Source organism: Nonomuraea sp. NPDC049486, assembly GCF_040676925.1.
GTDB classification, from domain to species: domain Bacteria; phylum Actinomycetota; class Actinomycetes; order Streptosporangiales; family Streptosporangiaceae; genus Nonomuraea; species Nonomuraea ferruginea.
In genome coordinates this window covers 732,998-745,265 of record NZ_JBFAPV010000004.1, presented here as the reverse complement: position 1 = coordinate 745,265, position 12,268 = coordinate 732,998, and the positions used below count along the sequence as shown (strand labels likewise).

At 71.3% G+C, this 12,268-nt stretch carries 10 protein-coding genes; 5 read left to right on the top strand and 5 right to left on the bottom strand.

Going from position 1 to position 12,268, the window contains the following annotated elements:
- On the bottom strand, nucleotides 1-1,872 hold the full coding sequence (locus AB0K05_RS16000; RefSeq protein ID WP_148035181.1) for an ABC transporter ATP-binding protein: 1,872 nt from the start codon (nucleotides 1,870-1,872) through the stop codon (nucleotides 1-3).
- A 34-nt stretch (nucleotides 1,873-1,906) separates the two neighbouring features.
- Nucleotides 1,907-3,958 (bottom strand): PhoX family phosphatase, encoded by a 2,052-nt coding sequence (locus AB0K05_RS15995; RefSeq protein ID WP_364229749.1) that lies wholly within the window; start codon nucleotides 3,956-3,958, stop codon nucleotides 1,907-1,909.
- A 124-nt stretch (nucleotides 3,959-4,082) separates the two neighbouring features.
- On the opposite strand from AB0K05_RS15995, the gene AB0K05_RS15990 reads away from it, so the two are divergent.
- Nucleotides 4,083-4,520 carry a sterol carrier family protein gene (locus AB0K05_RS15990; protein ID WP_148035182.1) on the top strand — a complete coding sequence of 146 codons (438 nt, stop codon included), beginning with the start codon at nucleotides 4,083-4,085 and terminating at the stop codon, nucleotides 4,518-4,520.
- Here AB0K05_RS15990 and AB0K05_RS15985 read toward each other — a convergent pair.
- Nucleotides 4,517-5,785 (bottom strand): hypothetical protein, encoded by a 1,269-nt coding sequence (locus tag AB0K05_RS15985; RefSeq protein WP_364229747.1) that lies wholly within the window; start codon nucleotides 5,783-5,785, stop codon nucleotides 4,517-4,519. The two genes, AB0K05_RS15990 and AB0K05_RS15985, sit on opposite strands and share 4 nt — an antisense overlap.
- Nucleotides 5,786-6,405: 620 nt before the next feature.
- Here AB0K05_RS15985 and purF point away from each other — a divergent pair.
- Together purF and purM are read left to right on the top strand one after the other, a co-directional pair.
- Nucleotides 6,406-7,842, top strand: a complete 1,437-nt coding sequence (gene purF, locus AB0K05_RS15980) for an amidophosphoribosyltransferase (protein ID WP_364229745.1) — start codon at nucleotides 6,406-6,408, stop codon at nucleotides 7,840-7,842.
- Nucleotides 7,839-8,864: a phosphoribosylformylglycinamidine cyclo-ligase gene (gene purM, locus AB0K05_RS15975; RefSeq protein ID WP_148035185.1), complete on the top strand. Its 1,026-nt coding sequence runs from the start codon at nucleotides 7,839-7,841 to the stop codon at nucleotides 8,862-8,864. Before purF ends, purM begins: the two co-directional genes overlap by 4 nt.
- A gap of 195 nt (nucleotides 8,865-9,059) precedes the next feature.
- Here purM and AB0K05_RS15970 read toward each other — a convergent pair whose 3' ends face one another.
- Entirely contained in the window at nucleotides 9,060-9,281 is a 222-nt protein-coding gene (locus AB0K05_RS15970) for a DUF3073 domain-containing protein (protein WP_148035186.1), read from the bottom strand.
- A gap of 153 nt (nucleotides 9,282-9,434) precedes the next feature.
- The gene (locus AB0K05_RS15965) at nucleotides 9,435-10,514 is read right to left on the bottom strand and encodes a Glu/Leu/Phe/Val dehydrogenase dimerization domain-containing protein (RefSeq protein ID WP_219546702.1); all 1,080 of its coding nucleotides are present in this window, start codon (nucleotides 10,512-10,514) and stop codon (nucleotides 9,435-9,437) included.
- Between the two features lie 105 nt (nucleotides 10,515-10,619).
- On the opposite strand from AB0K05_RS15965, the gene AB0K05_RS15960 reads away from it, so the two are divergent.
- Together AB0K05_RS15960 and bldC are read left to right on the top strand one after the other, a co-directional pair.
- Nucleotides 10,620-11,483 carry a hypothetical protein gene (locus tag AB0K05_RS15960; protein ID WP_148035188.1) on the top strand — a complete coding sequence of 288 codons (864 nt, stop codon included), beginning with the start codon at nucleotides 10,620-10,622 and terminating at the stop codon, nucleotides 11,481-11,483.
- A gap of 322 nt (nucleotides 11,484-11,805) precedes the next feature.
- Nucleotides 11,806-12,009 (top strand): developmental transcriptional regulator BldC, encoded by a 204-nt coding sequence (gene bldC, locus AB0K05_RS15955; RefSeq protein ID WP_013133571.1) that lies wholly within the window; start codon nucleotides 11,806-11,808, stop codon nucleotides 12,007-12,009.
- The last annotated feature ends 259 nt before the right edge of the window (nucleotides 12,010-12,268 follow it).

Sequence of the window (12,268 nt, the reverse complement as noted above, 5' to 3'; positions counted from 1 at the left end):
TCACACGGCGACGACGGGCTCGGCGAACTGGGTGCGGTACAGCTCCTCGTAACGGCCGCCGGCGGCGAGCAGCTCGGCGTGCGTGCCGCGCTCGGCCACCCGGCCGTCCTCGATGACCAGGATGACGTCGGCGGCGCGGATCGTGGACAGCCGGTGCGCGATCACCACCGCGGTGCGCCCGTCGAGCGCCTCGGCCAGGGCCTCCTGCACGGCCGCCTCGTTGGTGGAGTCGAGCGCGGCCGTGGCCTCGTCCAGGATGACCACCCGCGACCCGGCCAGCAGCAGCCGGGCGATCGTCAGCCGCTGGCGCTCGCCTCCCGACAGCCGGTAGCCGCGCTCGCCCACGACCGTGTCCAGCCGGTCGGGCAGGGACTCGATCAGGTCGCCGAGCCTCGCCCGGCGCAGCGCGTCCCACAGCTCCTCCTCGGCGGCGTCCGGCCGGACGAACAGCAGGTTGTTCCTGATCGTGTCGTGGAACAGGTGACCGTCCTGGGTGACCATGCCGAGCGTCCCCCTGATGGAGTCGGCGGCCAGGTCGCGCACGTCCACGCCGCCGATCCGCACCGCGCCCGAGTCCACGTCGTACAGCCGCGGGATGAGCTGGGCGATCGTCGACTTGCCCGCGCCCGACGAGCCCACCAGGGCGACCGTCTGGCCGGGCGCGGCGGTGAAGGAGACGCCGTGCAGCACCTCGACGCCGCCGCGGGTGTCGAGCGCGGCCACCTCCTCCAGCGAGGCGAGCGACACCTTGTCCGCCGACGGGTACGCGAAGCGCACGTCGTCGAACTCGATCGACACCGGCCCCTCGGGCACGGCCCGCGCGTCCGGCTTCTCCTTGATCAGCGGCTCCAGGTCGAGCACCTCGAAGACGCGCTCGAAGCTGACCAGCGCGCTCATCACGTCCACCCGGGCGCTGGCCAGGGCGGTCAGCGGCGAGTAGAGCCGGGTGATCAGCAGCGCCAGCGCCACCACCGAGCCCGCGTCCAGCCGCCCGGCCAGCGCGTAGAAGCCGCCCAGCCCGTAGACCAGCGCCAGGGCCAGCGACGAGACCAGCGTCAGCGCGGTGATGAACGCCGACTGGGTCATGGCCGTGCGCACCCCGATGTCGCGCACCCGCCCGGCCCGCGCCGCGAACTCGGCCGACTCCCTGACAGGCCGGCCGAACAGCTTCACCAGCGTCGCCCCCGGCGCCGAGAACCGCTCGGTCATCTGGGACCCCATGGCCGCGTTGTGGTCGGCGGCCTCGCGCCGCAACCGGGCGATCCTGGTGCCCATCCGGCGGGCCGGCAGCACGAACACCGGGAGCAGCAGCAGCGCCAGCAGCGTGATCTGCCACGACAGCGAGATCATGACGGTGATCGCCAGCACCAGCGTCACCACGTTGCCCACGACGCCGGAGAGCGTGTCGGTGAACGCCCGCTGCGCCCCGATCACGTCGTTGTTCAGCCTGCTCACCAGCGCGCCCGTACGCGTCCTGGTGAAGAACGCGACGGGCATGCGCTGCACGTGGTCGAAGACCGCCGTGCGGAGGTCCAGGATCAGGCCCTCGCCGAGGCCGGCCGACAGCCAGCGGGCCACCAGCCCCAGCCCCGCCTCGGCCAGGGCCAGACCGGCGATCAGGCCCGCCAGGCCGACCACCACGCCCACCGGCTCGCCGGCGCCGATCGCGTCGAGCACCCGGCCGGCCAGCACCGGCGGGGCCACCGCCAGCGCCGCCATCACCACGCTCAGGCCCAGGAACAGCGTCAGTTTCCGGCGGTGCGGCCGGGCGAACCCCCACACGCGGCGGAGCGTCGCCTTCGAGATCTGGCGACGCTCCGGTTCGTTGTTCAGTGAATACAGCTGATGCCAGGCAGTCACTTCCATGCTCATGGCATGGAGGCTAAAACCTGAACCTCTCTTTAGGTCAAGCGCCGATCTTCTTGCCGCGCTCGTGCCAGACCACGGCCACCGACGGCCGCGGCTGGCTGCCCTCGCCGTCGGGCCAGCGGCTGGCGGGCCGGTCGGGCGTCGCGCCGTCCGCCTCGCCGGGGTGCTGCACCGCGACCCACACGCTGAGCTGGTCGTCGCTGATCAGCGGACCGCAGGTCTCCGCGGCGACCGGCACGGTGAGGAACTGGCGTACGTAACCGCGCTCCTTGCCCTTGACCGGCATCACGAACAGGCCGTCGTTGGTGCCGAGGGCGTTGCCGTCAGTGGAGATCCACAGGTTGCCGTCGGGGTCGAAGGCCAGGTTGTCCGGGCAGGAGATCGGCGACACCTTGGTCTTGTCGAACCCGGCGAAGTAGGTCGAGGGGTCGTTCGGGTCGCCGGAGACCAGCGGGACCGACCAGGAGAACTTCTTGGCCGCCGCGTCGTCGCGCTGCTCGATCAGCTCCACCACGTGGCCGTGCTTGTTGGCGGCGCGCGGGTTGGCCTCGTCCACCTGGGCCGGGGTGCGGTTGGAGTTGTTGGTCAGCGCGATGTAGACGCCGCCGGTGACGGGGTTGCGCTCCATGTCCTCGGGGCGGTCCATCTTGGTGGCCGACACCTTGTCGGCGGCGGCGCGGGTGTAGACCAGCACCTCCGCGGCGGTCATGCCCTCGACGAACGACCTGTCGCCGCTCACCAGCGGGATCCACTCGCCCGAGCCGTCGAAGGCGCCGTCCGACGGCAGCTTGCCCGAGCCGTCGAGCTCCTCCTTCGGGCTGTCGCCGGTGAACCTGGCGACGTACAGCGTGCCCTCGTCCAGCAGGGTGCGGTTGTGCCGGTCGTGGCCCTTGATGTAGCGGCCCTTGGAGACGAACTTGTAGACGTACTCGAAGCGTGAGTCGTCGCCCATGTAGGCGACCAGGCGGCCGTCACGGGAGATCGTCGTCGTCGCGGCCTCGTGCGCGAAGCGGCCCAGCGCGGTCCGCTTGATCGGGGTCGAGTCCGGGTCGAACGGGTCGATCTCCACGATCCAGCCGAACCGGTTGACCTCGTTCGGGTGCTTCTCCAGGTCGAACCGCTCCTCGATGCGGTCGAACCGGCGGCCCGCGGTGCCCGACGGGATGCTGTAGCGGGTGATGTACGGCTTCTGCGCCTCGGGGACCTTGTCACCGTTGACGAAGTACTGGTTGAAGTTCTCCTCGGCGGTCAGCACCGTGCCCCACGGGGTGGTGCCGCCGGCGCAGTTGTTGAGCATGCCGACCGGCTTGACGCCCTTGGGGTCGGCGGTCGTCTTCAGCAGGTCGCTGCCGGCGGCCGGACCGGAGAACCGCATCGGCGTCGACACCGTGATCCGCCGGTTGTAGCGGCGGCGCCCGTTGGTGACGAGCTTCCACTCGCCCGTGTTGCGGACCCGCTCCACCTCGACCACCGAGCCGCCGTGGGCCGCCATCGCGATCTTGATCTGCTCCTCGGTGGCCGCCGTCCCGTCGGTGTAACCGCGGAACATCAGGTTCTCGTCGGTGTACTCGTGGTTCACCCACAGCAGCCCGCGGTTGCGGTTCATCTCGAAGAGCGTGACGTAGTCACAGTTGTAGCCGAACTGCATGGCCTGCGCCTCGGCCGTCTGGTTGTCGAAGTCGAACGCGGGCGCGCCCGGCAGCACCGGGTCACCCCAGCGCACCACCGCCGACGACCTGTACCCCTTGGGCACGGTCAGCGCGTCAGCCTTGTTGGGCGCCACCGGCTCGAAGCCGAGCCCGCCCTTGCCACGCGGGGGGCCGGACCTGCCCGGGTCGGCCATCGCCGGGGCCGCCCCCATCGTCACGCCGGCGCCGGCCACCAGCGCGCCCAGCGCACCGGCGCGCAGCACGCCCCGGCGGGACAGCGCCTGCTCGGCCACCTCGCCGAAGTACGGGTTGCCGCTGGTGTTGGCCACGTCGTGCGCGCACTGGTTGCCGCATCGGAACTGACAGGTCATCGCGGATCGGCCACCCTTGTGCGGGGTGGAAAGCAGCGGCAGCAGCCGGCGCGGCGACAGGTTCGCCACAGGGTCCTCCAAGGTTGCGCGGTTCTCCCGCCGGGACGTTACGGTCACCGCACCAACCCGAGATGAACGAACGCCACCGCCTCGATGAACGCTTTACCGTCGCCCGTCAGAGGACAATGGGGCGGTGCCACCACGCAGAATCGACCCCGAGAAGCTGAGATCCGCCCTTGACGACCAGCTCGTCGCGCTCGACCGGCCGCCCTACGACGGGCCCGCCGACGCCCTCACGGGGGCGCTCGTCGCCGCCGTGCTCGCCGCCTACGACCGCGGCCTCCAGCCCGAGCGCTCGGCGGCCCGTCTGGTCGTGCGTCACCTGCTCGACCGGCTCGTCACCGCCGCGCCCGGCCGCACCGTCGAGGTCCGCGTCCCCCCGTACGCTGCCGTCCAGGCGATCGCCGGCCCCCGCCACACCCGCGGCACCCCGCCCAACGTCGTCGAGACCGACCCGCGCACCTGGATCGAGCTGGCCACCGGCCGCCTCACCTGGGCGGAAGCGGTGGCCGCCGGCACCGTCTCGGCCAGCGGCGCCCGCGCCGACCTGTCAGCCCACCTGCCGGTCTAGCGCGGGCCCCGCATCCACGGGATCCGCTCCTCGAAGCACCGGTCCGCGAGGCCCTGGGGCAGCCGGCCGCAATCCTGCACGATGTCCCAGAACCAGAGGGACACCGCGCCGAACACCACCAACGCCAGCACGCTGAAGGCGATCCCGGTGATCGCCCTGCCCTTGCCCACCCGCCGGACCAGCGCCACGATGCCGAACACGATCGACAGGATCGCCGTGAGCAGGCCGATGAAGCACACGAACACCAGGAACGGGCTCGCCACCCCGAGCACCAGCGACGCGGTCGCCAGCCCGCTCCCGGGCTGCGCGGCCTGCCACTCGCCGTACCCGGGTCCCCCACCCGGCGGCCCCCCGTACGGACTCGACGGCGACGTCCCCGGCACCGGCCCCTGCTCCCCGTACGGCCCACCCCCGGCTCCCCCGTACGGCGACGGCCCCCCATACGGCGACGCCGGCCCTCCATAAGGCGACGCCCCACCCTCCGGCCTCCCGTACGGCGACTCCCCACCCTCCGGCCTGCCATAAGGCGGCTCCGTGCCCTCCGGTCTGCCGTGAGGCGGCGCTCCGCGCTCCGACCCGCCCTGAGGCTCGGGGGCCCCTTCTGCAGTTCCTTCGTGTGGTGGGGTGGCTCCGGGGGCGGTGGGCCGGCCCTCGGAGGGCGGACGGTCGCCGGTGGGTTCTCCGCTCTCGGGATGCTTTCCGCTGTCGGCGAAGGCCCCGCGGCCTTCGCCGTGCGCCCAGTACGGCGGTTGCTCGGTCCCGCGTGGGCCCGGCCCCTCGCCGGTGGCGGGGCGCTGTCCGGGAGCTGCACCGGCTTCGCCCTCGGGCCAGTCCTCGCCGTACCTGGGAGTGTCATCGGGCGGCGGGACACGGTGGGCGCCGTAGGCCTGAGGACCGCTGCCGGGCTGCTGACGGTGCGCGCCGTAGGACTCGCCTTCCGGACGACCCGGACGCGCGCCGTGAGGCTCGTCCCCCTCCGGCCGGCCGGGACGGGGGACGTCGGGACCGCTCTCGTACGGAGGTTCCGCGAACGGCAGGGGCTCACCCGTGGAGGGCTCCTCGAAGCGGGACGGGGTGCGGTCCTCGGGCTCCTCGTAGCGGGACGGGGGCCGGGCACCGGGGGTGGTGGGCTGGTCCTCGGAGGTGCCCTCCCACCCGGGGTACGGCGGAGTGCCGCCGGGGGTGGGATAGGCGCGGCCCTTCTCGTCGTCCCGGGGCGGGACTTCGAACACCGCCGTCCGCTCGGCGTCACTCTCGTCGGGCACCTGGGCGGGTGGCGGCGTCTCCGGTGATTCGGGCAGGTCCGGATGCCGCGGCTCCCCAGGCCCTCCCCCGGGCGCCGGCCCCGGAGATGGTTCCCCAGGAACGGGGCCCGGAGAGGGTTCAGGTTCCACGGGACCCGGACCGGGCGAGGGTTCAGGTTCCACGGGACCTGGACCGGGCGAGGGTTCAGGTTCCACGGGACCTGGACCGGGCGAGGGTTCCGGTTCTATGGGACCCGGTTCGGGGCGGGAGGGCCGGTCGGGTTCAGGCACGACGGGAGGCTTAGGAGCGAGAGGTTCCTCACCCTCGCCGGGCTCCTCCGTCCGGCCGCCGTCATCGCCGGCGGCCCCCTGAGGACGCTCGTCCGCGGGGTCATCCGGGGCGCCTTCGGCCCACCAGGGGCGGTCCGGTTCGGGGTGGTCGTTCGGGTCGCCAGGTGTGGTCACGTTCCGCTCTCCCGACGGGGTCTGCATGCCGGATACTTCACCTTTTCGCAGGAGCGGCACTTGAAACCTGACGACACGGGTAACCCCCCGGTCATCTTCCGTCCAAACGGGCGCGGTCCGGCGAGGACGCACCCCGGGTGCGCGAGCACGAAGCCGGCCGACCTAGACTGAACTACGTGCTGAAGGGCGACGGCCGGCTCGGCCATGACCTGGACCCCGACGACCGCGCGCCGAAAGACGCCTGCGGCGTGTTCGGCGTCTGGGCGCCAGGCGAGGAAGTGTCCAAACTCACCTACTACGGGCTGTACGCGTTGCAGCACCGCGGCCAGGAGTCCGCGGGCATCGCGGTCAGCGAGGGCAGCCGCATCCTCGTCTACAAGGACATGGGCCTGGTGGCCCAGGTCTTCGACGAGTCCGTGCTCGGCACCCTCCGCGGCCACCTGGCCATCGGCCACTGCCGCTACTCCACGACCGGTTCCAGCGTGTGGGAGAACGCGCAGCCCACGCTGAGCTCGACCGACGTGGGCGGGCTCGCGCTGGCCCACAACGGCAACCTGATCAACACCCCGGCGCTGGCCCAGCGTCTGGAGCCCGGCACGACCCGGGCGACCACCGACACCGAGGTGCTCACCACGCTCCTCGCGCAGGATCGCAGCCGGTCCGTCGAGGACGCCGCCGCCGAGCTGCTGCCGCAGGTCAAGGGCGCGTACTCACTGGTGTTCATGGACGAGACGACGCTCTACGCCGCGCGCGACCCGCAGGGCATCCGCCCGCTCGTGCTGGGCAGGCTGGAGCGCGGCTGGGCGGTGGCGTCGGAGACGGCGGCGCTCGACATCGTCGGCGCCACGTTCGTCCGCGAGATCGAGCCGGGCGAGCTGCTCACGATCGACGAGCGCGGCGTCCGCTCGCGCAGGTTCGCGCTGGCGGAGCCCAAGGGCTGCCTGTTCGAGTACGTCTACCTCGCCCGCCCCGACACGACCATCGCCGGGCGCGGCGTGCAGGTCACCCGGGTCGAGGTGGGCCGGGTGCTGGCCCGCGAGCATCCGGTCGAGGCCGACCTGGTGATCCCGACGCCCGAGTCCGGCACCCCCGCCGCCGTGGGCTACGCCCAGGAGAGCGGCATCCCTTACGGCCAGGGCCTGGTGAAGAACTCCTACGTCGGCCGCACGTTCATCCAGCCGTCGCAGACGATCCGCCAGCGCGGCATCCGGCTCAAGCTCAACCCGCTGCGCGAGGTCGTCGAGGGCAAGCGCCTGGTCGTGGTCGACGACTCGATCGTGCGCGGCAACACCCAGCGGGCCATCGTGAAGATGCTGCGGGAGGCCGGCGCGAGCGAGGTGCACGTACGGATCTCGTCGCCGCCGGTCGCGTGGCCGTGCTTCTACGGCATCGACTTCGCCACCCGCGCCGAGCTGATCGCGGGCTCGCTGTCGGTGGAGGAGATCCGGGCCTCGCTCGGCGCCGACTCGCTCGGCTACATCTCGCTCGAAGGGCTCACCAAGGCCACCACGATCCCCGCCGAGCGGCTCTGCCGGGCCTGCTTCGACGGCTCCTACCCGATCCCGATCGACGAAGACAACGTCGGCAAGTTCGTCCTGGAGAGCAAGGCGTGACCACCTACGAGGCCGCGGGCGTCGACATCGAGGCGGGCGAGCGCGCGGTCGCGCTGATGAAGGACAAGGTGGCCCGCTCGCGCCGCCCGGAGGTGGTCGACGACGCCAGCGGCTTCGCCGGGCTGTTCGACGCGTCGGCGCTGCTGCGTTACCGGCGGCCGCTGCTGGCCACGTCGACCGACGGGGTCGGCACCAAGGTCATGATCGCGCAGCGCTACGGCAAGCACGACACGATCGGCGTCGACCTGGTCGGCATGGTCCTCGACGACCTGGTGGTGTGCGGGGCCGAGCCGCTGTTCATGACCGACTACATCGCCTGCGGCAAGGTCGTGCCCGAGCGGGTCGCGGAGATCGTCGGCGGGGTGGCCGAGGGCTGCCGGCTGGCGGGCGCGGCGCTGGTGGGCGGAGAGACGGCCGAGCACCCCGGTGCGATGGGGCCCGACGAGTACGACCTGGCGGGCGCCGGCACGGGCGTCGTCGAGGCCGACGCGATGCTCGGTCCCGACCGGGTCCGCGAGGGCGACGTGGTGCTGGGGCTGGCGTCGTCGGGCGTCCACTCCAACGGCTACTCGCTGGTGCGCCACGTGCTCAAGCTGGCCGACCTCTCCCTCGACGCGGAGCTGCCCGAGCTGGGCCGGCCGCTGGGCGAGGAGCTCCTGGAGCCGACGCGCATCTACTCGCTCGACTGCCTGGAGCTGGCCCGCACGGTCGAGGTGCACGCCTACGCGCACATCACCGGCGGCGGGCTGGAGGGCAACGTGTCCCGCTCGCTGCCCGGCCATCTGGACGCGGTGCTCGACCGCTCGTCGTGGACTCCTCCGGCGATCTTCCAGGTGCTGGCGGGCCACGGCCGCATCGCGCAGGCCGACCTCGACCGTACGTTCAACCTGGGTGTCGGGATGGCGGCGATCGTTCCGGCGGAGGTCGCCGACGAGGCGGTCCGCCTGCTGGAAGGGCGCGGGCTGCCCGCGTGGGTGCTGGGCGAGGTCGTGCCCGGCGAGGGCCGCGCCCGCTACCGCTGAACAGCTTCCGGTGTGCCGGGCGCTACCGGTTGATCGCGCCCGGCCATCCCGTGTCGCCGGACACGTACACCTCTCACCCGGCACGACGCGAGCGTGACGAAGCCCCACGGGTGGCCCGTGGGGCTTGCGCGCTTCGGGCTGGGCGCCCGGCGGATGCCGGGCACTCGCCACGGTCAACGGGAAGAGTGAGAACGGCTAGCGGCGGCCGGACGATCGTCCGCCGTCGTCGTCTCCGTAGTCGTCGGCGTAATCGGCATAGCGATCCGCCAGCTCGTCGTTGAGGTCGTCGGCGTCGTCGTTGCTGGAGTCTCCGACCCCGAGTTCGTCGCGAAGTCGGTCGAGATCCGTGCCACCGCTGTTGTACTTCAGCTGGCGAGCAACCTTGACCTGCTTGGCCTTTGCTCGGCCGCGCCCCATTGGCTCGACCCCCTCGTGTGGGGTCGTCTCCCGACCCCTCGTCGCTAACGCACCACACGCTGACGCCGCCCTTGCATCGGGCGTCAGCCTATCGTTCGCCTATTACCGTACCTGTTTTGTGCCCAGCTCGGTACGTCGTATGAGCGCGGGGCGTCAGCGCCCTAGCCAAATGCCCCTAATCCGCCCGACTTCCGACATTCTGCGCTCTGCCAGCCTATCCGCTGCCACCGCCGGGGGTACGCCTTCCTCCGACGCGATCGCGAAGATCTTCAGGGTCGTGTCGTAGATCCCCATCGCCTTGGCGCGGGCGCGCTCCATGTCGAAGCCGCCGATCTCGTCGGACACCTGGATCACGCCGCCGGAGTTGACGACGTAGTCGGGCGCGTAGAGGATGCCGCGCTCGTCGAGCTGCTTCTCCACGCCGGAGTGGGCGAGCTGGTTGTTGGCCGCGCCGCAGACGACCTTGGCGCGCAGCGTGGACACCGTGGCGTCGTCGAGCGCGCCGCCCAGCGCGCACGGCGCGAACACGTCGATGTCCGCCGCGGTCAGCTCCCGCGCGTCGGCGACCACGTCGACCTCGGGGTGGAGCCGCTTGACGCGGTCGATCGCCCGCTCGCTGACGTCGCAGATCACCACGTCGGCGCCGTCGTCGCGGAGCAGGCTGACCAGGCGGTGGCCGACCTTGCCGACGCCCTCGACGCCGACCCGCCTGCCGCGCAGCGTCGGGGCGCCGAAGACCCGCTCGGCCGAGGCGCGCATGCCCTGGAAGACGCCGAACGCCGTCAGGATGGAGGAGTCGCCGGCGCCGCCGTGGGCGACGGTGCGGCCCACGACGAAGCGGGACTCGCGGGCGATGAGGTCCATGTCCTCGCTGTAGGTGCCGACGTCGCAGGCCGTGATGTAGCGGCCGCCGAGTGACTCGACGAAGCGCCCGTACGCGCGCAGCAGCGGCTCGCTCTTGTCGCGGGCGGGATCGCCGATGATGACGGCCTTGCCGCCGCCGAGGTCGAGGCCGGCCAGCGCGTTCTTGTAGGCCATGCCCTTGGCGAGGTTGAGCACGTCGGCCAGGGCGGCCTGCTCGCTCTCGTACGGGTAGAACCTGGTGCCCCCGAGAGCGGGGCCGAGTGCGGTGTTGTGGATGGCGATGATGGCGCGAAGGCCGCTCTGCTCGTCGGCGCAGAAGACGACCTGCTCGTGAACGTCCTTGTGGGACGCACCGAAGACGTCGGTCACGGTAGTGACTCCCTGTCCGGTCCGCCGCCCCTTCGCGGCGGAGATCACTCAAGCGTAGTCGGCACGACGATGCACGGCGGGTTGGCTTCATGACACGATGCCTCCGTGCTGCCCTATGCCGCCTACCTCCGCGTCTATGAGCCGCTGACCGCGTTCTCCGAATCCGAGCGCAAGGTCTGGGCCGACTATGCCGATTCTCGCGACCGTCCGCGCCGGGCCAACGCGCTCCAAGCCGAGCACGGGGAGTCGGTCAGGCGCCTGCTTGGCATGCCTCCTCAAGTCGTACCCGCGCAGGAGAGCCCCAACGCCTACCTGCGGCGTGTCGAGGACCGTCTGTACGTCTGCCCCTGGCAGACCCGGTTGCGCTCGTGGCTGGCCTTCTCAAGGCTCCGGGGCAGTGTCCCTGTGAAGCTGATGGACCGGTTCGTCCCGAATGCCATCGCCGAGCAGACGGCCGACGACTTCGACCGCTACAAGCGCGGCGCCGGTTCGGACGCGCTGCGCACCCACATCCGCACCACGGCCTGGCACGTGCCACCCTCGTGGTTCGTGCCGTTCGACGGCAACGAGCGCTGGCTGGTGCTCGGCGCCTCCGTGCCCGGACAGGACGTGACGACCGCCACCGGGCGCAACCTCATCTACGTCACGTCCATGGCCCAGGCCAGGAGGCGGGCCGCGCGGGCGCTGCAGGTGCTGCGGCGCAACCTCGGCGACACCGCGCCCAACTTCGACGTGGAGGACGTGGCGCGGTGGCTGGAGGAGTTCCACCCCCACTCGCTGGTGGAGCTCGACTACGGCGGCCTGGTGCATCTGATGAACGACGAGGCGCTGCAGGCCGACCAGTCGGTGGCGGAGCTTTCCGCGGCCCTGACGGGGCTGGACACGGGTCAAGAAGAGCTTGCCTATGCCATGTACCAGAGGGTCATCCTTCGCTGGAAGTCAATGCAACTCCTGGAATCTTCCAACTGAACCCCAATACGACCGTCTGACCTGCATGAGTAGGTCATGAGTCGCGGCTGCTCACTTCTGCGAACTGAGTAGTTTGCCGTTTTCACTGCGATACCACGAAACGTGTCGCTAGAATCACCGAGCGTGACATCGCCGCAGGGGCGGGCAGTTGGGTCAAAGAAGGGCTCGCCAATCGCTCTGCGTGGCGGTATGGTCACATCGGGTGATGCCGTATATGGCCCAGAAAAGCCGCACGCTCTGGGTCATAGAGGGACATCCGTGACACGCGCAAAGGCAGTCGCAGGATCGCGAAGCCGGTCCACACGGAGGAGAGGCCGCACAAATGTCAGCTCGTACACCCGAGGCCGAGCCGCTGCTCACGCCCGCCGAGGTCGCCACCATGTTCCGGGTCGACCCCAAGACCGTCACCCGGTGGGCCAAGGCGGGCAAGTTGACGTCGATCCGCACCCTCGGCGGTCACCGGCGCTACCGGGAGACCGAGGTTCGCGCACTGCTGGCGGGGATTCCGCAGCAGCGCTCGGAGTGAGACCGGGGTCGTCACCAACCTCAGGGGGGTTCTCACGGTGGGCCAGGTCGGCGTGGCCCGGTCCACCCCAGTGACGACTCGGACGTCATACAGGGGAGTTGGCGCCGCCCGCCCGGCGCCATCCTTCCCCGGTTTCCTTCCCACGCCGCCCGCGCCGCCCACAGAGGCGCGCGGACCCATGCGCGACTGAGCGTCGCGCGGTCGAAACGCAGTCGTCGCACGCCGTCGAGCTTCTGAACGCTCCGGCCTCAACCTTGCC